Consider the following 23176-nt stretch of genomic DNA (forward strand, 5'->3'; position numbering starts at 1 on the left):
TATTATTAAGTTACAGGTTGCTGGTCACAGCAATTAGCAATGCTTTCTCTCACAAGTTGGCAGAAGTGTGCAGGATCTTCCAGAGGCAGCATATGATTTGCTGAGCTTATCTCTTGTGGATGAGCATCTGGAATCAATGTACCCGCCGCAAGCGATACAGTTCTAAATAGCTGGCGAGTATTGCTGCCGTAGGCCACGGAAACTGGAATAGATATGCCTGAAAGACTAGTTGGGTTCAGTGCGGGTTGTTCAGTTTGATTAAGCTGCAGAGGTAGGGTGTAGGCATTATCCAGCTGCTGTACACGATATTTAAGGGGCTGCTGAGAGAAGTAGCCTGCTTGATTCCCAGAGCCGTCGATTAGTAGCTTAACCGCAGTATCTAGCTCACCTTCAGCCGTTGTTTTGAAAATTTCTGCAAACATAGTTTCAGCATCTCGGCGATACTCTTCCATGTCATTGTTTTCAATGTATCCCGGATATCCAGGCTCATAAAGGTACAGACTTTTGATTAGTTTAGGAGCCTTTATAGCAGCATTTAAGCTCACATCCGCACCATAGGACCATCCTACTAGGTGGACAGGGCCTATATCTAGGGCCTCAATCAGCCCTGCTAGGTCTGCTGCATGGGTATCAATTCCAAAGGGGCCTTCCAAAGGATTACCCGGATTACCGAAATGCCTTTGGGTGAATGAAATCGCTCTAAATTCATTTGATAGAATTTTGCAGTGTTCTTGCCACATACGAGCATCGGCCAGTGCACCATGTACAAAAACAATGGGTTCTCCCTGTCCCTCCTGGAAATAAGAGATAGAGTGGTTGTTTACAGAGATAGAGTCTTTTGGATTTTCGTCCATGGGGCTAGCTTCCTGGGAGCCATTTTTTAGCGCTTATCATAGTCTATTAGAGGTTTATGTTTAACATTTCCTAGTCCAGTTGTTAGGAGAGAGAGACAGCTGCCCAAATGTCTCTCTTATGAGAGTAAACCGATAGGTCTCCTAAGAGTAATCAACGAGCTTTTCGGGTATAGTTGATTTGTTTTGACGTAGCAGGTGGATGTATATGGAATCGCTGATAAAGGACCGTCTGAAATCACTGGAAGTAGAGCGAGATATTGAAATTATCTATGCCTGTGAGTCAGGAAGCCGCGCATGGGGATTTGAATCCCCTGATAGTGACTGGGATGTAAGGTTTATCTACAAACGTAATATTCAGCAATATCTCACTATAGGTACTCCCAGAGATGTTGTTGAGGTTCCATTTGATAAAAAACTTGGTGATGAACTGGACTTGGTCGGCTGGGATATCAAGAAGACTTTAACTTTAATGAGGGCAAGTAACCCCACTTTAATCGAGTGGCTATTTTCTCCAAAGGTCTATTTTAGAAATGAAGATATTTTGGAGTCATTGCAAGATTTGGCTTTAAAATGTTGGCAGCCGCGAGCTCTAGCTCATCACTATGTCAGTATGGGATTTAATACTTATTCCAGATTTATTCAGGAGGGTGATAGAGGCTTTAAAGAGATTAAGGTCAAGAAGTTACTTTATGTTCTGCGTTCACTGCTTAATGCCCTGTATATAAAAGAGTTTACAAAAATTCCTCCTGTGGACTTTAGTCATATGTATAACGAGTTGTTGCCTTCCTCAGGAAGTGAGTGGCTTCTGGATATTCTTTCCAGTTTGATTTTGAAAAAGAAGGAGCTTGAAGAGGGCGATTTGATAGCCGTTGATGGCAAACTGGATGGCTGGATACAGGAAAATCTGGATAGATCTGGTGCCAATTCTATAGAGGAAAGGCCAAAATTGGATCTTCCAGAGTTTGACAGGCTTTTTCGTAAAGTGGTTGGTGTATAGTCTTTTAAATCAGGCGGATAGGGCGTCACTTAACACGCGAGTAGACAGCCCAAAAAGCGCTGAGTGACTTGTAATACTTTCCAGTGAATAAACTCAAAGCTGTATAGACGCCTGCAAGAATGCAGGCGTCAAAAAAGGCTCAGCTTTGGTTTTCCAACAACTGATCCAGCGGCAACTCAGTGCGGTAACGCACCTGCTTCAAAGAGAAGCTGCTTTTAATATGATCGATGCCAGGGAGTTCAGTGAGTTTTTTATCCAGGAATTCCTGGTAAGCCTGCAAATTGGGTACAACAACGCGCAGCAGGTAGTCGAAATCACCGGTCATCAGGTAGCACTCCATCACTTCCGGCCATTGGCCGATAACCGATTCGAAGTCCTGCAACTCTTTTTTCACTTGGTGGTTAAGAGTAACCTGGATAAATACACTTACCGGCAACCCAACCTTTTCCGGTTCAAGCAGGGTAACTGCGCGTTTTATAAATCCTTGCTCGTTTAGATTTTTAACCCGCCGTGAACAGGGGGAGGGTGAGAGGCAGACTTTTTCTGCAAGCTCAATATTTGGAATGGTGGCATCCTGTTGAAGGATTTCCAGAATTTTCTTGTCGATGGCATCCAGTAAATAGGCCATGGTTATATTCCGTATCTCATCTCTCTGAACGTACGCCGGTACCGCCGGCTGCTAATCATCAACCTGCCAGTGAATCTTTGCTTCCCAGCGTTCTCCGGTAAATTGTGTGCATTGCGTACATGGTTTTTTTTGGTTTGTTATGGCAGTAGCTTCCTATACTGCGCATCTTTTGTGAGACCTTCTCGTTTTTTATTAATTTCCCGCTAATGGGTACGTTGCCCAACCGGTTGATACTGGTTAGCTGTAAACGGGCGGAAACTGATATCCCCTGATCAGTTCCAGGCTATGCCTCTCAAAAAGCTGAACCTTTGGCGCTTATTTAGTCACACAGAGTGTGAAGGCCAGAGGCGAGCACCATAAGAGGGCATCTCCTTTCCGTTGTATCCCCCAAAATACTTCATTTTGAGTGATTTGTTGCCAGTAGCTGGTCATCTTTAGCGAGTTATGGCGGCATTATGCCTGAGTTGGGCCAATTTTGGTATGACCTGCTCTGCCGGGCAGTGTTAATTTTAGCGCTATTAAACAGCTCTGGTCTGTTCTGCTGTAACTCGGGAGATGCCGCGAATATTTTCGCGACATGTTACTGGCGTCGAGAACCGGAGTGATGAAAGCAATAAAGATAAAATAGGTGGTACCCATGGCAATGGTCGAAGGCGATCAGGAATTGGGCTTTGATAGCGAGTATTCGCTGAAAGCGGCTTTTACCCGTGAATCCGGCCGTGTATTTCTGACCGGAATTGACGCCCTGGTTCGTTTGCCCTTAATGCAAAAGCGCATGGATGAGCTGGCGGGCCTCAATACAGCTGGCTTTGTTTCCGGCTATCGCGGCTCCCCATTGGGCGGTTACGACCAGGCCCTGTGGCGGCACAAGAAGTTGTTGGCCGAGCGGGAAATCCATTTTGAGCCGGGCATTAATGAAGACCTGGGGGCGACCAATATTTGGGGTACCCAGTTGCTGGATCACTATCGCCAGCAGGCAACGAAAGACGGCGTCTTTTCTATTTGGTATGGCAAGGGCCACGGTGTAGATCGCACCGCAGATGTTTTCCGCCAAGCCAATATCCAGGGTACCTCAAAACTGGGTGGTGTTTTGGCGCTGTGTGGGGATGACCACACTGCGGAATCCTCCATGTTTTCCCACAATACCGACCAGATTTTTGAGTCGGTAATGATGCCGTTGATATTTCCGTCCTCCATTGATGAGTACCTGACCCTGGGCCTCGCGGGCATTGCCTTATCCCGTTTTTCGGGCTTGTGGGTGGGTTTTAAGGCAATTACTGAAACTGTAGAGGCCGGTGCTTCCTTGATTGTGCCGGAGTTGCCCCAGTTTACAATTCCAGCTAACTTCCCAATCCCGCCACACGGCCTGAACTACGATCCCCACCTGAATTGGCCTGCGGAGCGCCTCGAATATGAGCGCCGTATGCTGGAGGAGCGTTTGCCTGCAGCCAAGGCATTCGCCTATGCCAACCGCCTGGATAAAACCACCCACAGTGCGGAGCAAAAACGCTTCGGCATTGTAACGGTGGGTAAGGCCCACGGTGATTTGCTTGAAGCCTTGAAACTGCTCAACTTATCAGAGGCAGATCTGAACTCAGCAGGCATCTCCATCTATAAAGTGGCGATGTCCTGGCCGCTGGAGCCTAGGGGCATCAGCGAGTTCGCCAAGGGCATGGAGCGCTTGCTGGTAGTCGAGGAGAAGCGTCCCCTGGTGGAGGATCAGCTGAAAAACCTGCTCTACGGTTGGGAAGATAGTTATCGTCCGAAGGTAGTCGGCAAGAAAGACCTGGATGGCAAGGACCTGTTGCCAGCAGTGTGGGGCTTTGGTCCTGATCAGGTGGCCAAAGCCATTGCCCGCTGGCTGGTGGATACTGAACTGGCGGCACAGCTGATTCCCCTGGCAGAAAAACTGGGGGGCAATGTCGCTGCAAAGGCTCAGGGCTTGTTGGCTCGTGAACCCATTTTCTGTGCAGGTTGTCCTCATAACACTTCTACCAAATTGCCAGAAGGCAGTTTGGGGAGTGCCGGTATTGGCTGTCATATTATGGCTTTGGGTAAAGGCCTGCGCACCGATACCTATTCCCATATGGGAGGCGAGGGCGCCCAATGGGTAGGGCTGCACCGTTTCTCCAGCGCCGAGCATATTTTCCAGAATATGGGCGATGGAACCTACAACCACTCCGGGCTATTGGCCATTCGCCAGGCTGTGGCGAGCCAGGTGAATATCACCTACAAAATTCTTCTGAACGATGCGGTGGCCATGACCGGTGGCCAACCCGCCGATGGCGAAGTTAATGCTCCGTCCCTGGCTGCACAGTTGCTGGCCGAGGGAGTTGGTACCGTTATTCTTTTGACGGAGAACCCTGACCACTGGCGTGAACACCGCGGCCAACTGCCCACTGCCGTAGAAGTTCTTCCCCGCTCTGAGCTGGACGCCGTGCAGCGTCGCCTGCGGGAAACTGCCGGTGTGACGGCGATTATTTATGAGCAGGTCTGTGCGGCCGAGAAACGCCGCCGCCGCAAGAAAAAACAGATGGTCGATCCATCCCAGCGATTGCTGATTAACCACCGGGTCTGCGAAGGCTGTGGCGATTGCAGTGTGCAGTCCAGCTGTATTGCCGTGGAGCCGCTGGAAACCCCGTTGGGGCGCAAGCGTCAGATCAATCAGTCCAGCTGCAACAAGGATATGCGCTGTGCCGATGGTTTCTGCCCGAGCTTTGTCACTGTGGAAGGGGGAGAACTGAAAAAGCCCCCGGTGCAATCCCTGGCGGATGCCTTGGACGTGGCTATTGCCGGATTACCTTCTGCGCCGGTCGCGACTCTGGCCCAGCCGCTCAGTATCTTGGTGGCCGGCATTGGTGGCAGTGGCGTACTTACCGTGGCGGCACTGCTGGGCATGGCGGCGCACCTGGAAGAGAAGGGCAGTACAACTTTGTACTTTACCGGTCTCTCACAAAAAAATGGTGCCGTGGTGGCTCATGTAAAAGTGGGAGAAAACCCGGAGGCGATTACCACCGCTCGTATTCGCGATGGCGCGGCCCAGTTATTACTGGGCTGCGATATGGTCACCGCCGCTGGCCAGCGGACCAAATTTGCCACCGGCGAAATGCGTGCCCTGGTAAATACTGCTGAAGTACCGGTAGCGGCCTTTGTTCGCGACAACGAGCTGGCATTCCCCGCCGATGCGACCCAACAGAGTATTGAGTCCCTGTGTGTGGAGTATTTTGCCTTTGATGCGAATAAATATGCCCAGGCACTGTTTGGAGATACCGTAGCCAGTAACTTGATGATTATGGGTTTTGCCTGCCAGAAAGGACTGCTGCCAATCGGTGAAGCGGCCCTGGAGCGGGCCATCGAACTCAATGGCGTGGCGGTAGAGAACAACCTGCGCGCTTTCCGCGCTGGCCGTTTGCTGGCGGAGAACCCTAAAGCGATCGAGCAATTGGCAGTGCCGGCCAAGCCGGTGAAATTGGTGGAGCCTGAGGAGTCGGTGGAGCAGTTGCTGGAGCGATTGGCAGCAGAGCTTCGCGACTATCAAAGCCCGGCCTATGCGGCAGAATTCCTTCGCCATATAGAGGCGCTGCGCAAAGCAGAATCCTCACTGCCAGCTGCTCGGGGCGATCTTACCCGTATGGGTGCGCGCAGCCTTTATAAAGCGATGGCTTATAAAGATGAGTACGAAGTGGCGCGCCTCTACACCGGTGAAGATTTCAAGCGACAGCTACGTGAGACATTCAGCGGCGACTACACCCTGAAATTCCATATGGCGCCGCCGCTTCTTGCTCGCCCCGATAGCAGTGGTCGCGTGCGCAAAATGCAGTTTGGCCCCTGGATGGGCAAGCTGATGCCGCTGTTGGCTAAGGGCAAAGTTCTTCGCGGTACTGCACTGGATGTCTTCGGTTACACCCAGGAGCGCCGTGCTGAACGGCGCTGGGCCCAACAGGTGGCCAAAGCAGTTGATAGCGTAGCCGCGCATCTGTCCGGCGAAAACCTGTCAGAGGCACAAGAGCTGCTCGAAATCCCCCTTCAAGTGCGTGGCTATGGCCATGTGCGCGAGGAAAAATTCGCGGCGGTCAGCGATCGTTGGGATGAGCTTTCTGCAGTATTTGTGGACGGGGAGCAAGAGCCGACTTCTCTGGCGGCGTCCTAGACGCCGCAGCTCTTTTAATCGGTGTCAGCCCGGACGAAACGGGATAAGGCGGTTTAGCAACCAGCCGCTGACACCGGTAATCGCCACCGGTGCCTGTACTGCAGAGAAGCACAGGCACTCTTGATCTTCTGTGACCGTCGGGCGGTGCACGTCGCCGGGTTCCCGCAACAGAAAGTCCCCTGGACTATAAACACCATCGCTATCAGAGAAGCTGCCGTACAGAACCAGGGTGAGTTCGTAGCCCCGGTGATCGTGCTCTGCAACTTTGCCGCCACAACTCAGGCGATGAAAGCTCACTTCATATTGATCCTGCCCGGTTTTTAGTCGACACATTTTTAAGGCGGGCGCGATAGTTTTCCATTTGATCGGGGGATTTTTTTCCAGCAGCTTGTGCACGACTGGCGGCGCATCCGCCAGCATGGGCTCTGTGGATTTGGATCTCTCGGGAGCCACTTGTTGCGCCGGTTTAGCTGCCTGATCAATACGTCCCATCAGGCGTTGGAAAGCCTCATCGTTTACGGCCTGTGGTGCACAGGACTCCAGAATGGAGCCACCCAGGGTGTTCATGGTTCGATATTGAGCGCGACACTCGGCACACATTTGTATATGGGCGGAAACGACCAGGCTGGCGCCTTTGGGCAGGCTGCCGGAAGCGTATTCAAGGAGTAAATTTTTATCGGGGTGGTGGCGAATCATACTAAACCTACTTGGCCAACCTCGCTTGTAACTTCTTTAGGGCCAGTCGCACGCGGGACTTTACCGTGCCCAATGGTAATTCCAGCTCCTTGGATATCTCACTGTGGGATTTTCCCTCCATATAAGCCTTTTCCAAGACGTGGCTCTGTTCTGCTGGCAGGCTGTGCAGGCCTTCCGCAACTTCCTTTTCGTTGCGTCTTCTCTGTAGAAATATCAACGGTTGGTGTTCGGGGGTTTCATCCCAAACATCCATGGCTTCAATAATCTCGGCGTTTTGATGACGCCCGTTGCGGCGCAACATGTCGATACGAGTGTTGCGCATAATGGTGAATATCCAGGTGCTGGCAGAAGCCTTACTGGCATCGAAGCTGGGGGCCTTGCGCCAGACTTTAAACAGGGTTTCCTGAACTAGCTCATCGGCGGCTTCAGCGCTAATTGCCTGGGTGGTGCGGCTGTGATGGAAACCCTTAATTAGTGGGGCAAAGTGGTGAAAAAGCTGCTCAAAGGACTGGCGATCACGCTCCGCACCGACTCGCGTCAGCAGGGCACTCCAGTCCTGGTCCTCTCTTTGTGGCAGTTTCACCGGGCGTATTTCACTTTTTGCTTGGGGGCTATGCGCCATGTTAACGGTCTTTCTGTCGTTGTCGATACTCACGCAATCAAGCATGTCTGGAAATTAGTGTTGAGACCTGTTGTGGTACATCCGTGTACCACATTCTGCAGCAGGCTCTCAGGGGGAGACTTCCAAGTTGTCCGCTAACTACTTACGCAAGCCGAGCATAACTGGATCTCTCTGTCCTACCTTTTATTAAGAGGTGATCCACCCGAAGGGTAGTGGCGTATTTATCCGCAGATAGAACAGTAAGGAATCCGATGATGAGCGTGTTGATTGAGGAGCTAGAGGAGTACTACAAAGATTTCCTGATGCAGGAAACTGGCAGCCTTGGATCACTTTATAGCGACGATGTCATCTTCTGTGACCCATTGCATCGGATAGAGGGGTTGCCTGCTTTAAAGAGTTACTTTGCGGGAATGAGCAGGGGGCTTACCCAGTGCCGCTTCCAATTTGATGATCTGCCGGTGGTGGGCGAGGGCAGCGCCTGCCTTTCGTGGATCATGCACTACCGACACCAATCACTCAAAGGTGGACGCCCATTACAACTTCGTGGCTGTAGCCTGTTGCGTTACACCGATAAGATTCACTACCACGAGGACTTTTACGATATGGGTGCCATGGTCTACGAGCAGGTGCCGGTATTGGGCTCCTGCATTGGTTTTATCAAGTCGCGAATGGAGCGCAACTAAGTGTCCCAGGGGATTCGCGATAAAACCATCTGGGTCACAGGTGCTAGCTCGGGTATAGGACGCGCGCTTACATTGCGCCTGGTGGAACAGAATAATTTTGTGATTGCCAGCAGTCGCAGGCTGGATGCGCTGACGGAGTTACAGAACATAGCCCCCAGTCGCCTCAGGGTTCTGGACTGTGACCTCAGTGATGATGCGGTGATGCCGGGTGTTGCTCGGCGATTAGCGGACTTCACAGATCATCTGGATATGGTGATTGCTTGCGCTGGTACCTGTGAATATGACGACGACCTTCAATTGGATGTCACCATGTACCGACGGGTATTTGATGGCAATTTCTTTGCCTTGGTGAATACCTTAAAGTGCGCGCAGCCACTGTTAGCCGCAAGCCGGTCTCCGGTATTTGCCGCGCTCGGCAGTCTCTCGTCAGTGGTACCTTTTCCCCGCGCCGAAGCGTATGGCAGTTCCAAAGCGGCGGTGGCTTATTTTCTGGAGTCGGTGCGCGCCGATACCAGCCTTACTCCACTTCGAGTGGTCCACATTCGCCCGGGGTTTGTCGACACCCGCCTTACCCAGCGCAATGACTTTGACATGCCTTTTTTAATGACTCCAGAGCAGGCTGCCGAGCGTATTGAACAGGGGCTCTGTGGCGTTGGGCACACAGTCGATTTTCCCAAACGGCTCAGTTGGTCTCTGCGGTTTCTGGGTTTTTTCAGCTCAATCTGGTTCCGTTTTTGCGTACCCAAAATGACAAGAATCCGCACACTAAGGAAGAATTGATGCGAATCGCTATTGTTGGCAGCGGCATTGCCGGTCTTACTGCCGCTTATCTATTGAATCGAAAGTACGATGTCACCCTGTTTGAAGCACAGGCGCGCCTGGGAGGGCATACCGCTACGGTTGATATTGACGAGGGGGGACGCCGGTTAGCAGTGGATACCGGCTTTATTGTATACAACGACTGGACCTATCCGAATTTTATTCGCTTGCTTAAAGAGCTGGGAGTTCAATCCCAACCCACCTCCATGGGCTTTAGTGTGCGCTGCGATCAGGAGGGGTTTGAATATGCGGGTAACAATCTCAACAGCCTGTTTGCACAGCGCTCGAACATCGTCAGCGCTGGGCACTGGCGTATGCTCTGGGACATAGTGCGCTTTAACCGCAATGCCCTCCGCGACTGGCAGGAGGGGAGGCTGAGCGAGACATTGACCCTGGGTGAGTATCTACCTGCGAACGGTTACTCCGCGGAATTCGCCAATCGTTATTTGGTACCTATGGGCTCTGCTATCTGGTCTGCCAGTGTGGCGCAAATGCTGGAGTTTTCTGTCAGTTTCTTTGTCCGCTTCTTTGTCAATCACGGCCTGCTCAACCTGGTGCGCCGCCCGCAGTGGCGAGTGATCAAGGGCGGGTCGCGTGAATATATTGATCCGTTAATACAATCTTTCGCAGATAAAATTCGCTTATCTACGCCCATTGAGGCGGTGCAGCGTTGCAGGGAAGGTGTGAATGTTCGCACCGCAGCAGGGGAAAATTTGGAGTTTGATGCCGTTGTTTTCGCTTGCCACTCCGATCAGGCCCTTCAATGTTTGACCGACCCCAGCGGCAGTGAGCAAAAAATCCTGGGGGCTATACCCTATGCAAAAAATGCCGTGGTCCTGCATACAGACAGCACCTTGCTACCCCGTCACCGTCGCAGTTGGTCGAGTTGGAATTACCAATTGCGCAGTGAACAGGATGCACTGCCTGTTTTGACATACAACATGAATATACTTCAGGGCTTGAATACCGAGAAAACCTATTGTGTCACCCTGAATGCCGAAGAGCTTATCGATCCCAAGTCTGTGCTCGGTCGTTTTGAATACTCCCATCCCCAGTTCTCTGTGGCCGGAACACGAGCGCAACAGCAGTGGGATAGTATTAATGGTGTTAACCGCACCTGGTTCTGCGGTGCTTATTGGGCAAATGGATTTCATGAAGACGGTGTAACGAGTGCGTTGCGAGTGGCTCGGGGGTTGGGTGTTGACTGGTAAGGAGGCCGGTATCATGGAAAGTGCGATTTATACCGGGTGGTTGGAGCACCGGCGCTTTGCGCCCAGAGCTCATCAGTTTCGCTACCAGGTTTTTATGATGTACGTCGATCTGGCAGAGGTGGAAGCCATTTGTCAGCTCTCACCTCTTTGGTCCTCCCAGCGGCGCGCACCTGCGAGATTTTGTCGCAGTGATTTTTTTGGCGATGAATCCCTCAGCCTTGATAAGGCGGTTCGACAGCGGGTGGAGGAGGAAGTGGGAGAGCAGCCTTCCGGACCTATTCGCTTGCTGGCCAATTGGCGCTACTTTGGCTACAACATGAATCCACTCAGTGTTTACTATTGTTTCGATGCTGAGGGACAGAATGTGGATTGGCTGCTCCTGGATGTGCACAACACTCCCTGGAAAGAGTGTCACAGCTATGTTTTGGATTGCCGTAATAATACCAAGTTGCAAAAAGCGACCTTCGCAAAAACATTTCATGTCTCGCCTTTTATGCCCATGGCCCAAGGGTATCGATGGAGGGGGACAAAACCTGGGGAAAAGCTGACAGCTTACCTGCAAAATTTTGATGCGAGTGCCGATGATACAGAAGATGGCACTCGCCCAATGTTTGATGCAACCCTGAGTTTACAGCGCTGCGAAATTAGCGGCCGATCGCTTAATTCAATATTGATCCAGTACCCCTTGATGACCGTAAAAGTTATAGCCGCCATTTATTGGCAGGCACTGAAATTATGGGTCAAGCGTATCCCGGTATTTTCGCACCCTCGCGACGACGCCGAGGTTCAGGCAGGAGATAAATAACTATGAGAGCAGTTCAGGAAGTTGATCAGGCTTCGTCGTCAAAATCAGAAGTATCGGCACAGTCCTGGCTCGTTCGCCTGGCGCGCAAGCTGGTGTTGGAAAAACTCAAGGGTATTGATCGTGGCCACTTGCTAATCGAAGAGGGGGAGCAATGTTACCACTTTGGCCAGAGACCAGAAGAGGCAGAGATCTCGGCACATATTTGCGTACATGATCCATCCAGCTATATACAGGTGCTATTAAACGGAACCATTGGTTCTGGAGAAGCCTTTATGCAGGGCGCCTGGACCTCAACCAATACCGTGGACCTGATTCGCCTGATGGTGGACAACATGGAACTGGTGGAAGGTATCGATAGTCGTTGGAGCTATTTACCCCGATTAGGCCTGCGCTGGTTACATCAGTTGAATGCGAATAACCGCAATGGCTCACGCAAGAATATTTCTGCACACTATGACCTGGGCAATGAATTTTTTCGGTTGTTTTTGGACAGGACCATGCTGTATTCATCTGCGGTCTACCCGTCTGAAAATGCAACCCTGTTTGAAGCCTCTAATCACAAACTGGAACTGATCTGCCGAAAGCTAAAGTTAAAACCCTCCGATCACCTCCTTGAGATTGGTACTGGGTGGGGGGGGATGGCCATTCATGCTGCCAAGTACTATGGCTGTAAAGTAACAACTACTACAATTTCCCAAGAGCAATATGACTATGCCCGTCAATGGGTGAAGCATGAGGGGTTAGAGGATCAGATAACTCTTTTATTACAAGACTATCGGGACCTGCGAGGTAAGTACGATAAAATTGTATCGATTGAAATGGTGGAGGCAGTAGGGCACGAATTTCACAAGACCTTCTTCGCTGGTTGTAGCGAATTACTCAAAGAAGATGGCTTGATGGTGATGCAGGCAATCACCATTCGCGACCAGCGCTACCACGAGTATCGTAAAGAGGTCGACTTTATCCAGCGATATATCTTCCCTGGTGGCTGCCTGCCGTCTAATCAGGTTATTGCGAACCATATTAGCAACTCAACAGATATGCAGATTGTGGGACTAGAAGATATCACGGCCCATTACGCCCGCACTTTAAATGACTGGCGCAAAGCATTTTTTGAACGAATATCCAAAGTTCGTGAGTTGGGTTTTGATGAGCGCTTTATCCGTATGTGGGAATTCTACTTATGCTACTGCGAAGGAGGATTTCTGCAGCGAGTGATTGGTACTGCCCAGTTTGTGTTTGCCAAACCGCGATATCTGGGAAACTTCTAGAGTCTCTCCGGTTAATCTTGTGATGTGTTTGATTTTCAGAATGGCTCAGGATCAAGGCGTGATTTCAGGGAATTGTTTAAACCTTTTAAGAGTTTGCAATCCAAGGATATTACGGAATCAACCAGAGGCTCTCCTGCATGTGGCGTTTTGTCGCTAATGCCTTACTTTTCGATATCGCCTGGCCACTGTGCGTCATAGTGGCCAAGGTGTGGTTGGTGGTTCCCTTTACTCTGGTGAACCTCTTTGTACATTTACGCTATATCGCCAATTTGCCCAGGGAACCGCTTTGGTTGGCGGGGGTGTTTATCTTTGGAGTGTCTATAGACTCGATCTTGTTTCATTTGGGGGTGATGCGAAATGACAGCGGCTCCTCCTGGCCTCCCTTATGGCTGATCTGCCTGTGGTTGAACTTTGCCATGACCTTACGATACAGTTTGGTCTTCTTACAGAAAAATCTATGGCTGGCGGTAATCCTGGGTGGTTTTTTTGGACCGTTTAGTTACTTTACCGGTGCATTCCTAAATGGCACTGTGGAATTGCACAGGCCCTTGTGGCAATCCCTGGGAACACTAAGTGTAATTTGGGCCTGCATCCTGCCGTTGTTTGCCTATTTGGCAAGAAAGATTTGTCAAAAAGAGGTGAGCAATGCTTGAATTTATTGCGATGTCGGCTATTGCCGGAAATAACTGTCACTATGAAGGGCCTTTCCTGGTCAAAGGTTTGGCCTATGATCCGGATAATCAACAGTTGCAGTACTGCGAATATTATACTTCGCAAGATAATGGCGAAATAACTGTTTTCTACTATGCACCCCAGGGTGATTTGATAGCAGAGAAAACTCTTCGAGAGCGAAGTGGCCCCGCAGCTGGTCGCAGTGCCTTACCTAGCGTCACTCAAATAGATCGGAGGCACGGCGAAGTCCGTGAAGTCCTTTGGGATGACGGCCAGTGGATGATGCGCTATAGAGCCAACGAGGACGAAGCCTGGAAAGTAAGTTTGCGAGAGGCACGAAGTGTTGATGTAGTTGATGCAGGCTTTGATACTTATGTGCGTGACCACTGGGACTTATTGTCTTCAGGAAAAACTCTTAAATTCAATTTTGCTTCGCCACTGCATGGTCGATCGATAATGCTGCGCGCTAGGGCAGTATCCTGTAATCAAGCGGCAGGTGAAAATACTTGTATACGAGTAGATGTTTCCCAGCCTCTTATCCGCCTTTTCGTAGAGGACTTAAATCTCACTTACGATACGGAGAGTCGGCGATTAAAGAGTTTTAAGGGCATAGTAAATATCCTCGATCCACAAGCGAAATCTCAAGAATTAGAAGTGTTTTACCAATATTCAATTCTGCCTACAGGAACCCAACCTGCAGATCCATAGATAAAAGGCGCCCTCCACTAATAGCTACAACACTATTTACGCCTGTTGGATTTGTTGCCCAGCGGGTCATTCATTTTTAGGCGCCAGACTGGCGTCAAGTTCTACCAGCAGCTAAACCTAAAGAAGAAAAGCGTGACAAGCTCACTATCCTGTGGCGAAAGCGATATGGGGTGTTTGATGAAGACTGCTATTTCTGTAACTGCTGGAATTATGATGTCGCTGCTTTACGGTTGTGCGAATCAGCCAGAGCAGGTTCCCGGTGCCGGTGGAATCGTTATCGATACCTGGGGCGTTAACATGAATCAGTATCAAGCGGACCTTGCAGAGTGTAAGGGAATCGCTTACTCCACGTACAGTGACCAAGGGCGCAGAACAGCTGCCGGTGCTGCGGGTGGTGCTGTAGTAGGTGGTGCGCTCGGTGCAATAGTCGGTGACAGCGGGCGTGCTGCGGTAGCCGGAGCCGGTGCCGGCGCGCTTGTTGGGGGCTTGTCAGGGGCGGGTAGTGCGAGCTCTGAGGCAACCTACATCATCAAGAATTGCCTGGTTGGTCGCGGATATCGAGTGTTGAATTGATCTTCTGCGTAAAACTGCGGTCCAATTTCTCATCAGTCCTCTGCTATTCAGCAACCTCACAGGACTTGGCACTGGCCGGGGGAAGTACCCCCGGCCTTTTTTCTGTTTTACAGCTTTAATTTCAATCTTTTACTTTCTCCCGGTTAACACTTTTAATTTCTGTGCTAGGGAGCCTCTGAATAATTCCGTAATGCCTCTGCGGGTCTTGAAGGCTGCAGATGTTAGGCGCAGCTCGCCGCGAATGGCCGTAGCCCTTCGGGGCATGCAGAGCGATTCACACTCCGCGTTGCAACTTCTTGAAAGGTCTAGACATTCCTGCGAAGTCGCGCCTTGATTGTGAACCGCTCTGCATGCCAGAGGCATCACGGAATTATTCAGAGGCTCCCTGGATAGTAGGGCCACTAGTTTCTAGAAAATAAAATTGTAAGGGTGCAATAAAGTCTACAGCTGAATGGCGTCTAAACTTTTAAGGTCATTTGTGATTTCCTTTTCTTCAAGGAGCCCGCCATGTCTACTGCATCAACTATTAATGCCTATGCAGTCTTAGAGGCCGGCGGTCCATTTAAGACCTACCAAATTGCAGCAGGAGATTTGGGCGCAACAGAAGTTGAACTGGAAATCATGTACTGTGGCATCTGTCATAGTGACTTGAGCATGATTGAAAATGAATGGGGTATTGGACAGTACCCTATGGTTGCCGGTCACGAAGTCATCGGCCGTGTAACCGCGATGGGGGAGCAAGTAGCTCATCTTAAAAAGGGTACGGTGGTTGGATTGGGGTGGAATTCAGGCTACTGTGAGACATGCCATACTTGCCGAATTGGTGACCTCAACTTATGTAGAGAGGCAAAGTTCACCATACTCACCAATGGAGGCTTTGCCGATAAAACCAGGGCGGATATGAGTAGCCTGGTTGTTATCCCTGATGGTGTGGATTATGCATCGGCCGGCCCCATTTTATGTGCGGGTATTACCGTATTCAATCCATTGGTCCAATTTGGTATCAAACCCACTGACAAAGTGGCTGTGATTGGTATTGGTGGGTTGGGCCATCTTGCCTTGAAGTTTTTCCATGCCTGGGGATGTGAAGTTACCGCGTTTACTTCCAGCGAGGAAAAACGCAAAGAAGCCTTAGCTCTCGGTGCTCATAAAACACTGAACTCCCGCGACCCCGCAGAGATTCAAGCGGCGGCAATGAGCTTTGATTTTATTCTGTCGACTGTGAATGTCAGTCTTGATTGGGATCTGTATATCCAGGCTCTGAAACCTAAAGGGCGTTTACACTTTGTTGGAGCTGTAACTAACCCAATACAATTTACTCTATTTCCCTTGTTATATGGGCAACGCTCAATTTCAGCATCTCCTGTCGGCAGCCCTGGTACCATCGAAACCATGCTTGAGTTTGTGGCGCATCATAAGATCAAACCTGAGATAGAGATTTTCCCAATGAGCCAGATAGAAGCGGCATTTGAGCATTTGAAATCTGGTAAGGCTAAGTATCGGATTGTGTTGTCGCAGGAAGGGTAGGGATATTTAACTGGATCAGCTTCTGGGTGAGGAGAGCGCAAAGTCACACTACAAAGGAGCTTAAGTTAAAAGTATGGGGTTGGGATTTAGGCAGAAGCAATTCAATAGAAAACGATAAAGTCAGTTAGTTTTTTTCATAGTGAAGAACATGCGGCCATCCATTCCTTTTCTCTCCATAAGTCCTAGAATATGATCCTCATCGACTTTTCGCATCATATCATGCATAGGTATCGTGTCATAAATCATGGTGGCACTTGATTTCCCTCTGTGTTCCAAGATGCGCAGGCGGGCTTGGGCTTTTGCGGTTATATGTAGTTGTTGGGTGCGGAAGAACAAAGGGGCATCGTAAGCGTTGATAGATTTGAAGTCTGAATCCCAGCATAGTAAAGGATAGACCGTTTCAGAATCAATAAACTCTTTGCCGTACCAGCGTTTTCCTGCATCCATTTCATGCTGTAAAGGATGTTGTGTGTTAAATCCTTGCGCTTCCCATCGGCCGATAAGAGAGTTTATTGATATAGGTGAGAGATTATCGTAAAACTCAAGCAGTTCTTGTGGATCTACCTGATCCAATTTTTTAAGTTTTTCTAATGTGGTTAAGAAGTGCATGAGCTTGATTTAGTAGGGTATGTTTCTGGAGCATGTAATTGGAGAATAGCTTTCCAACATAACTAATACTGAGTATAGAAGTAGGAATATTTTTAATCAATTATTCTTGCTGTGCTTGGCCGCTGATTTCAATGATGGTTACCCCTCCGGCAGAGAGCCTAGAAACACTGGTCTTCGGTACAATATTCTTTGAGGAATTGGGTAAAACTAATACCTTCCTGGAACTGCACCTAATTACGAGCCATGATCTTTACCACTGTGAATCAAGTAAATGGCCGTGTCTATGTAGAGTTCATTGTGACCTTGCAGGGTGGTAATTAGGGGGCTCATGTATATTTCAGAAGCCAAGAATAGAAAATATCAAAGAACTACTCAGGTGCTAGGGAAGTCAAATTCTTATACCCTTTCAGGAAGCAGTGAGGGTATCTGGTCATATAGCCTGTCTGGGAGGGGTGGATCAGGTGCCCACTGCTGCTGAATGTAATACAAGTTGACCATTTGTATTTTTGTACTGCTCAACTGGAATCATCCGGTGCTCGTGAAATTTCTGCTAGAGACTCTGATATCTTCCAAATTTTTACAGAGGTTGGGCATTTTTTATCTTTAGCGGGTGGGAGTAATTTTCTTGCACCAATAATATCCACCTGGGCATTATACAGAGCTATAGGAGCACCAGGCCCATAAAGCTGCTGTGTCCATTGTTGGTTTCTACACCTTATAGTTTCTGTTGCATGATCATTGAAGCTATGAGCTGCAGGCAGGTCCATACATAGGGTTGCACCCTTAGCCCCCTTGTGGAGGATTAATTTCAATATGTACATTTATCATCCAGTCGTTGTAGCTGGGCCGTTTAATCATCAACAAAAGATGACAAATGTCATATATATTTGATGACAGAAATGACTTACCCAATTTCCGCTGTTGCCTGATATTACATATAAATATTATTTCTGCACCGGTGTTACGGTGTTTGTGGAGGCTTACATTGATCAAGAAAGTTTCTTTAATCGTTGGCGCGATAGTATTCTTTTTGGTGATAGTCTGTACTATTTGGGTCCTTACAACGCCCCCGCTACCCAAGGATATCCAGAAACAGCTAAATCTGAGTCTTGAGAAACCACTACCCGAACTGATCTCAGGTCTGAGCGGATATGTTCGCTCAGGGAGCCTTAAAATTTGGTATCAGCTTAAAAGCCCAGAGGAGATACCTGTTCGTGGCACTGTGTTACTGATAAACGGTATGGGCTCTTCTTCTCTGTATTGGCCATCTGAAGTCTATGAGCCACTCTTAGCTGCTGGCTATCAAGTACTACTCACCGATCATCGTGGCTGCGGCGCCTCGAGTTGGGTTACCAACTGGACTAAGGAGACTGCTTACGACCTTTCCGACATGATGCGCGATAACCTTGCGGTTATGGACTCCCTGGGGATAAAGCAAGTTCATGTTATGGGCGCCTCAATGGGAGGGATGATTGCGCAAGAAATGGCCCTGCAATTCCCCAATCGCTTGAAAAGCCTTACTTCAATCATGTCCTCAGGTTTTCTCGACGACCCCGAGTTACCCCAGGGAAAAACCTTCAGATACAATATGCTTCGGCTATTTCTTCGCTATGGACTCAGTGGCTCCGATGAGGGTATGGCTAAGTTGATGGTAAGTACTTATCACAGTCTTCAGGGGCAGGGAGGCTTTGATGTTGAGCATATTGCACACACTACTCTCTACGAACTACGTCATAGGCAAGGATTTGATCATAATCTGCCAGTTCAGCAATTTACAGCAATCTCTCTTTCTGGCTCGCGATTAGAGCGATTGGAGGACTTAGAGGTCCCCACTATGGTTATCCACGGTGATAGAGATCCCCTGTTAAGTATTGCTCAAGCCAAAAAGTATGCAGCTCGCATTCCTGGTGCTAAAACATTGTGGGTAGAAGGTATGGGCCATGCCATGGCACCTGTATATGTGAAAGAATGGATGGAGCATGAAGTACAATTTTTGGAAGCTAATAACTAATGTCGGCATATCACTATCTACAAAGGTTCTATAGTTTCCCCGAGAATCTGAGAGGTGCTCTGAACTTAGTACCTTATTTTCAGATCCTTATATACTTGCCCTTTATTTTTCATACTTTTAGTGAAATTGCTTTTGGGGTGGTAGTGATTTGCCACTTGCTTCTCTTTCCCTTGTTCTTCCTCGTATTTTGGTGTAAAGGAACCAAAGTTACTGCTATTGTCCTGGTGTTAAACCTCTTAGGTGTTATCACTTCTTTCTATTCACTTGCCGGTATCGGTTTCTTTGCCTTTGCAGCTGCAGCTTGCTCAGCGTACAGGAAACTCTACGCATCCCTTGTTTTACTGTGTGTTGTTACTTTTTCCTATTTGAGTACTGCCTACTTAACTGGACAATCACTATATGTTGTTTTGACGGGACTATTTTTTACAGCTATCAACGGCCTGAACTTTCTATTTCAATTGAGAAAGTACTTATCTAATCTGGTTATTAAACAAAGCCAAAAGGAAATTTCCTCTATGGCAAAGACATCCGAGCGTGAACGTATTGCACAAGACTTGCACGATTCGCTCGGTCAGAGTCTCACGAGTATCACTTTAAAGGCGGAGCTTGCCGAACGGCTTCTAGAAGTTGATCCAGCAACGGCACTGCAGCATATTCTTGATATTAAAAAAATATCTAGAACAGCTATAACCGGGATTCGAGAAACGGTATCGAATTATAAAATCAGTACACTGGCGAATGAGCTGGCGAGTTCAAAGTTTGCGCTGGAATCAGTGAATATTACCTGTATACATCATATCGAGGCCACAGAAATACCCCCTCAGGTTGACAATACATTGGCAATGACTATTCGCGAAGCCACCACGAATATTCTACGTCACAGCCAAGCGAGCATGTGTGAAGTTTCGCTGTGGCTTGATAAGCAACTACTTTCTCTACATGTTTGTGATAATGGAAAGGTTGTGGGAAAGGTATCTATGGGCCATGGCCTCAGTGGTATGAGCGATCGCTGGAGCCAGCTTGGAGGAAGTTTGAAAATAGAATTCCAGGGTGGTTGTCATATCTACGCCACAATTCCCCTCAAATAAGTAGTTGTATTAAATGATGATTAAAGTGCTTTTAGTTGAAGATCAAGCGATGGTGCTCGGTGCATTGAGAGCACTACTTGACTTGGAGAAAGATATTCGGGTCGTCGCAACTGCGAGTAATGGGCGAGAGGCCCTTGAGATTTTCGATAATTGCAGCCCGGATTTGGTAGTTAGTGATATAGAAATGCCTGGGATGACAGGTCTTGAACTCGCAGAACAATTACAGGGCCTTATAAATCCTCCCAAGGTTGTGATGTTGACAACTTTCTCAAGGAGTGGCTATATTCGTCGAGCACTCAATGCAGGGGTAAGCGGCTATCTTCTTAAGGATGCTCCTCCGAGCCAGCTCGCTAACTGTATTCGTCAAGTTTCAGCAGGTAAAACTGTGGTTGCTCCTGAATTAGTGCAGCAAGCACTCAATTGTGGGGACAATCCGCTCTCCACTAAAGAGCAGAAGATTCTTCAGCTCGCTTATACTGGGAAAACCACTGAGGATATTGCACGAGAAGTTTCACTCTCCCCAGGTACCATTCGAAATTATATCCACAGTAGCTGCCAGAAATTGAATGTCAGTAATAGAGTTGAAGCGGCACGCTTGGCTCAAAACTATGGTTGGATAGAGCCACTGAATAACTAAAAATCGATTGTTCCAATAGTATAAAATGGGGGAGCTGGTAAGCGCGTGGGTTGGTTTTCTTGTATTTTTTTACGTTTTTTCTAGATCGTATATATGTTTAAGATACTCATATAAGCAGAGTTAGCTTTTAGCTATAAATTGATAAATGGCCGCACATATTCCCTGCGGGTTATACAGCCATTTGCCAAGCGATTTTTTTATCTAGATTTAAAAATCAGAATTCGATGATTGCCAGAATCAGTAACAAATAAGTTGTCTTTATAGCCAAAAATTCCTGTTGGCTCTTTTAAAGTCGAAGCTGTAGGTGATTCAGGTTCATCAGGGTAGCTAATACCATTTTGGTTGGCATCATTTGGCTTGAAGCTTACAAAGTCAGCCTGTCCTAGCACGGTGTCTGCTGGAGCGAAATTACTGGTTGGCCAATTATTCCAAACCAAAACTCTATTGTTCTTCGCATCGGCAACAAAAAGTTGAATGCCATTTGACCAGATGCCAGTTTCTGGGCGATTTAGAGTCTTACTATTTACAGGCCATTCAGTACCGTCTACATCGGGTAGCTCAATATTTCTTTCGCTGAATGAGGGTTGTCCGAGAACAATATCAGCAGGCGCAAAACTGCTGGTAGGAAAATTATTCCAAAGAAGAATTCGGTTATTCCCACTGTCAATAATGGCCAGCTTTTCTCCATCACTCCAAACATCTGTTGGGTCGTATAGGGTGCTTGCTGATAGTTGATATGATATGCCACTTTGGTCTGCATCGTTTGGATCACAGTTTTCTAACCCTGACTGACCAATAAGGAGATCCGGGGAGGCATAACTATTTTCAGGAATTTGGCTCCATATTAACACCCTGGAATTGGCTGCATCAGTAACCATTATTTTGCTATCAGCAACGGTGGCTCCCCAGTTTATCCAAAGTGCCAGGCTTTTACAGGGGGAGATGTCATAATCTCCAATATTTAAAGTCAGTGCAGGCGCTGCTCCTGCTCCGGATACCACACTATCGTAAATAGAAATATGCCTTTCCCGGTATTGAGAAATTAGCAGGTGCTCTCCATCAAAACTAATGTCCGAGGGACCGAATAATTCCTGTTCCGGGTTTGATAAGGCCAGAGTGTCCAGTCCGTCCTTGCCTATTACTGTATTTGCAGGTGAGCCATTTGTAATAGGAATTGAATTGAAAACTAAGACGCGATTGGACGAAGTATCTGATATAAATAGTTTCCCCTCATCATCGATACTGACATCACCGGATGGCTGAAAAGCAAAATTTTTAGCATTTATTCCCAAATCTGTGCTGGAGAAGCTATCTTGCCCTATAACGACCTGTGCGGGATCAAAATTCTCAAAGTAAAAGGGAACAGTAAAGCTATTCTCATAAGTGATCATTGGAATCCCTACAAGATCGTCTATATCAATCTGAATGCTACGATCTTGAGCTGATTTCCAGCCATCTACTGGACTAATCGTTAAGGTATCATTGGGTATATTTGTTTTTGACCAGTTGATTGTATAGTCATCTTCTACGAGAGTACCAGATAGGGCAAGACTCTCGATATCCATGGTCTCAGAGAAGAGGACATTGATCGTGTCATCTTTCTCCAGGCGAGTGATATCTGGCTCGAAGCTAGTAATGGAAGGGGAGAGCGTATCAATATAGTAGGTGGCAGTTAGCGCTTCGATATCATAGCCGGAATCATCTGTGGCGTTAACTGTTAGGGAGTAGTTTGAAGAGCTGGTCCAGTCTCCCCTGGGATGTAATATAAGCGTATCTTCATCGAGTTGAGAAAGCTCACCGGCCTCTCCCATGCTCCCAGATATGACAATGTTGTCGATCAGAATGGCTTCACTAAAATCTAAATAGATTTCCTTATCTTTACCAATAGTACTGCCGCTTAAAGGTGTAAAGCTAACTGTGAAGCGCGAGGTGCCAGTATCGGGGTCTTCTGTTGGAGGTGTAGTGGTTTCTCCATCTCCATCTCCAGATCCGTTCCCGGAACCATTTCCTGTCCCGTTTCCGGAGCCACTCCCGCCTCCACTTACTGGTCCGCTTCCAGAGTTGCTTTCAGGATTAGTGTTCGCTGACTTGTCACTTCCAGAACCACCTCCGCACCCAGAGAGCAGAGCAGTAACTGCAAGGCACATAATTAAATTTTGAGAATTCACTTTCATACATACTTCCCCATTAACAACAAAGGTTAACCTTCTAGCATTTAAATTAATGTTTTTGCTAAAAAAGTGATTTTAAATTTTCTATGTGAATATTGCCTGAATGAGAAGGTTATGGTTTTTCTAAAAAACACATAGAGATATTTAAAATATTTTACCGAGAGTTCTGGTTTGTGTGTAAGAAATAATAGGAATGGGTAGTCATTACCATTTTTCATCTTGCCTGGAAATAAGCAGAAAAGTGATTTGGCAGAAAACAAGACTTACTTGTCTCTGTTAGAGGTTGCTGAAAATTATACTTGTCACTTTTTCAACAGATAATGCTCTCGATCATTACTAAGTTAAGTCGCAGGGATTCTGGTAGGCCACCAGCAGCTTTAGGTCTAGCATATATTGCTATATCTAGGAAATCTGGAAAGGACGGCGGTAATCGCCTGAAGGCGT

At 48.1% G+C, this 23176-nt stretch carries 20 protein-coding genes; 14 read left to right on the forward strand and 6 right to left on the reverse strand.

What is annotated here, in order from left to right:
* Window positions 1-5: 5 nt before the first annotated feature.
* On the reverse strand, window positions 6-854 hold the full coding sequence (locus tag ACJJIZ_RS11375; protein ID WP_444913445.1) for an alpha/beta fold hydrolase: 849 nt from the start codon (window positions 852-854) through the stop codon (window positions 6-8).
* Window positions 855-1059: 205 nt separating this feature from the next.
* Here ACJJIZ_RS11375 and ACJJIZ_RS11380 point away from each other — a divergent pair, with 205 nt between their 5' ends.
* Window positions 1060-1851 (forward strand): nucleotidyltransferase domain-containing protein, encoded by a 792-nt coding sequence (locus ACJJIZ_RS11380; RefSeq protein WP_444913446.1) that lies wholly within the window; start codon window positions 1060-1062, stop codon window positions 1849-1851.
* A gap of 139 nt (window positions 1852-1990) precedes the next feature.
* On the opposite strand, the gene ACJJIZ_RS11385 is transcribed toward ACJJIZ_RS11380, so the two are convergent.
* Window positions 1991-2479 (reverse strand): Lrp/AsnC family transcriptional regulator, encoded by a 489-nt coding sequence (locus tag ACJJIZ_RS11385; protein WP_413665315.1) that lies wholly within the window; start codon window positions 2477-2479, stop codon window positions 1991-1993.
* 637 nt (window positions 2480-3116) lie between these two features.
* Here ACJJIZ_RS11385 and ACJJIZ_RS11390 point away from each other — a divergent pair.
* Entirely contained in the window at window positions 3117-6629 is a 3513-nt protein-coding gene (locus tag ACJJIZ_RS11390) for an indolepyruvate ferredoxin oxidoreductase family protein (RefSeq protein ID WP_444913447.1), read from the forward strand.
* Between the two features lie 24 nt (window positions 6630-6653).
* Here ACJJIZ_RS11390 and ACJJIZ_RS11395 read toward each other — a convergent pair whose 3' ends face one another.
* Together ACJJIZ_RS11395 and ACJJIZ_RS11400 are read right to left on the reverse strand one after the other, a co-directional pair.
* A complete protein-coding gene (locus tag ACJJIZ_RS11395) occupies window positions 6654-7325 on the reverse strand; it encodes a ChrR family anti-sigma-E factor (protein ID WP_444896826.1) in 672 nt (223 codons plus the stop codon).
* Window positions 7326-7332: 7 nt separating this feature from the next.
* Window positions 7333-7947, reverse strand: coding sequence for a sigma-70 family RNA polymerase sigma factor (locus tag ACJJIZ_RS11400; RefSeq protein WP_413665318.1), 615 nt, complete (start codon window positions 7945-7947; stop codon window positions 7333-7335).
* A 254-nt stretch (window positions 7948-8201) separates the two neighbouring features.
* On the opposite strand from ACJJIZ_RS11400, the gene ACJJIZ_RS11405 reads away from it, so the two are divergent.
* The 9 genes from ACJJIZ_RS11405 to ahr all read left to right on the forward strand — a co-directional run bounded on the left by ACJJIZ_RS11405 (window position 8202) and on the right by ahr (window position 16216).
* Window positions 8202-8630: a nuclear transport factor 2 family protein gene (locus ACJJIZ_RS11405; protein ID WP_444913448.1), complete on the forward strand. Its 429-nt coding sequence runs from the start codon at window positions 8202-8204 to the stop codon at window positions 8628-8630.
* Window positions 8631-9410, forward strand: coding sequence for an SDR family NAD(P)-dependent oxidoreductase (locus tag ACJJIZ_RS11410; protein ID WP_444896828.1), 780 nt, complete (start codon window positions 8631-8633; stop codon window positions 9408-9410).
* Window positions 9410-10660: an NAD(P)/FAD-dependent oxidoreductase gene (locus ACJJIZ_RS11415; RefSeq protein WP_444913449.1), complete on the forward strand. Its 1251-nt coding sequence runs from the start codon at window positions 9410-9412 to the stop codon at window positions 10658-10660. Before ACJJIZ_RS11410 ends, ACJJIZ_RS11415 begins: the two co-directional genes overlap by 1 nt.
* Before the next feature lie 13 nt (window positions 10661-10673).
* Complete coding sequence (locus ACJJIZ_RS11420; protein WP_444913450.1) at window positions 10674-11465, forward strand: DUF1365 domain-containing protein; 792 nt, start codon at window positions 10674-10676, stop codon at window positions 11463-11465.
* 2 nt (window positions 11466-11467) lie between these two features.
* Entirely contained in the window at window positions 11468-12736 is a 1269-nt protein-coding gene (locus ACJJIZ_RS11425; RefSeq protein WP_413665323.1) for a class I SAM-dependent methyltransferase, read from the forward strand.
* Between the two features lie 137 nt (window positions 12737-12873).
* Window positions 12874-13389, forward strand: a complete 516-nt coding sequence (locus ACJJIZ_RS11430; RefSeq protein ID WP_413665324.1) for a DUF2878 domain-containing protein — start codon at window positions 12874-12876, stop codon at window positions 13387-13389.
* Complete coding sequence (locus ACJJIZ_RS11435) at window positions 13382-14116, forward strand: hypothetical protein (RefSeq protein WP_444913451.1); 735 nt, start codon at window positions 13382-13384, stop codon at window positions 14114-14116. Before ACJJIZ_RS11430 ends, ACJJIZ_RS11435 begins: the two co-directional genes overlap by 8 nt.
* A gap of 177 nt (window positions 14117-14293) precedes the next feature.
* On the forward strand, window positions 14294-14689 hold the full coding sequence (locus tag ACJJIZ_RS11440; protein ID WP_413665326.1) for a YMGG-like glycine zipper-containing protein: 396 nt from the start codon (window positions 14294-14296) through the stop codon (window positions 14687-14689).
* Between the two features lie 507 nt (window positions 14690-15196).
* Complete coding sequence (gene ahr / locus ACJJIZ_RS11445; protein ID WP_444913452.1) at window positions 15197-16216, forward strand: NADPH-dependent aldehyde reductase Ahr; 1020 nt, start codon at window positions 15197-15199, stop codon at window positions 16214-16216.
* Window positions 16217-16336: 120 nt separating this feature from the next.
* Here ahr and ACJJIZ_RS11450 read toward each other — a convergent pair whose 3' ends face one another.
* Entirely contained in the window at window positions 16337-16825 is a 489-nt protein-coding gene (locus ACJJIZ_RS11450) for a DUF4334 domain-containing protein (RefSeq protein WP_444913453.1), read from the reverse strand.
* Between the two features lie 985 nt (window positions 16826-17810).
* Between ACJJIZ_RS11450 and ACJJIZ_RS11455 the strand changes: the two genes are divergently transcribed.
* Genes ACJJIZ_RS11455 through ACJJIZ_RS11465 form a run of 3 tightly spaced genes read left to right on the forward strand, consistent with a single transcriptional unit; the run spans window position 17811 to window position 20561 of the window.
* Entirely contained in the window at window positions 17811-18836 is a 1026-nt protein-coding gene (locus tag ACJJIZ_RS11455) for an alpha/beta fold hydrolase (RefSeq protein WP_444913454.1), read from the forward strand.
* Window positions 18836-19924, forward strand: a complete 1089-nt coding sequence (locus ACJJIZ_RS11460; RefSeq protein ID WP_444913455.1) for a sensor histidine kinase — start codon at window positions 18836-18838, stop codon at window positions 19922-19924. Before ACJJIZ_RS11455 ends, ACJJIZ_RS11460 begins: the two co-directional genes overlap by 1 nt.
* A gap of 13 nt (window positions 19925-19937) precedes the next feature.
* Window positions 19938-20561, forward strand: a complete 624-nt coding sequence (locus tag ACJJIZ_RS11465; protein WP_444913456.1) for a response regulator — start codon at window positions 19938-19940, stop codon at window positions 20559-20561.
* A 197-nt stretch (window positions 20562-20758) separates the two neighbouring features.
* Here ACJJIZ_RS11465 and ACJJIZ_RS11470 read toward each other — a convergent pair whose 3' ends face one another.
* Window positions 20759-22735, reverse strand: a complete 1977-nt coding sequence (locus ACJJIZ_RS11470; RefSeq protein WP_444913457.1) for an NHL repeat-containing protein — start codon at window positions 22733-22735, stop codon at window positions 20759-20761.
* Between the last annotated feature and the right edge of the window lie 441 nt (window positions 22736-23176).

Source organism: Microbulbifer maximicatervae (SeqCode) (genome assembly GCF_052467225.1).

Excerpts from the sequence above, each read along its gene's own strand:
- ACJJIZ_RS11470 (WP_444913457.1), bottom strand. The coding sequence starts at position 22,735 with ATGAAAGTGAATTCTCAAAATTTAATTATGTGCCTTGCAGTTACTGCT.
- ACJJIZ_RS11420 (WP_444913450.1), top strand. The coding sequence starts at position 10,674 with ATGGAAAGTGCGATTTATACCGGGTGGTTGGAGCACCGGCGCTTTGCG.
- ACJJIZ_RS11395 (WP_444896826.1), bottom strand. The coding sequence starts at position 7,325 with ATGATTCGCCACCACCCCGATAAAAATTTACTCCTTGAATACGCTTCC.
- ACJJIZ_RS11400 (WP_413665318.1), bottom strand. The coding sequence starts at position 7,947 with ATGGCGCATAGCCCCCAAGCAAAAAGTGAAATACGCCCGGTGAAACTG.
- ACJJIZ_RS11390 (WP_444913447.1), top strand. The coding sequence starts at position 3,117 with ATGGCAATGGTCGAAGGCGATCAGGAATTGGGCTTTGATAGCGAGTAT.
- ACJJIZ_RS11440 (WP_413665326.1), top strand. The coding sequence starts at position 14,294 with ATGAAGACTGCTATTTCTGTAACTGCTGGAATTATGATGTCGCTGCTT.
- ACJJIZ_RS11450 (WP_444913453.1), bottom strand. The coding sequence starts at position 16,825 with ATGCACTTCTTAACCACATTAGAAAAACTTAAAAAATTGGATCAGGTA.
- ahr (WP_444913452.1), top strand. The coding sequence starts at position 15,197 with ATGTCTACTGCATCAACTATTAATGCCTATGCAGTCTTAGAGGCCGGC.
- ACJJIZ_RS11430 (WP_413665324.1), top strand. The coding sequence starts at position 12,874 with ATGTGGCGTTTTGTCGCTAATGCCTTACTTTTCGATATCGCCTGGCCA.
- ACJJIZ_RS11435 (WP_444913451.1), top strand. The coding sequence starts at position 13,382 with ATGCTTGAATTTATTGCGATGTCGGCTATTGCCGGAAATAACTGTCAC.
- ACJJIZ_RS11405 (WP_444913448.1), top strand. The coding sequence starts at position 8,202 with ATGAGCGTGTTGATTGAGGAGCTAGAGGAGTACTACAAAGATTTCCTG.
- ACJJIZ_RS11415 (WP_444913449.1), top strand. The coding sequence starts at position 9,410 with ATGCGAATCGCTATTGTTGGCAGCGGCATTGCCGGTCTTACTGCCGCT.
- ACJJIZ_RS11375 (WP_444913445.1), bottom strand. The coding sequence starts at position 854 with ATGGACGAAAATCCAAAAGACTCTATCTCTGTAAACAACCACTCTATC.
- ACJJIZ_RS11385 (WP_413665315.1), bottom strand. The coding sequence starts at position 2,479 with ATGGCCTATTTACTGGATGCCATCGACAAGAAAATTCTGGAAATCCTT.
- ACJJIZ_RS11425 (WP_413665323.1), top strand. The coding sequence starts at position 11,468 with ATGAGAGCAGTTCAGGAAGTTGATCAGGCTTCGTCGTCAAAATCAGAA.
- ACJJIZ_RS11460 (WP_444913455.1), top strand. The coding sequence starts at position 18,836 with ATGTCGGCATATCACTATCTACAAAGGTTCTATAGTTTCCCCGAGAAT.
- ACJJIZ_RS11380 (WP_444913446.1), top strand. The coding sequence starts at position 1,060 with ATGGAATCGCTGATAAAGGACCGTCTGAAATCACTGGAAGTAGAGCGA.
- ACJJIZ_RS11465 (WP_444913456.1), top strand. The coding sequence starts at position 19,938 with ATGATGATTAAAGTGCTTTTAGTTGAAGATCAAGCGATGGTGCTCGGT.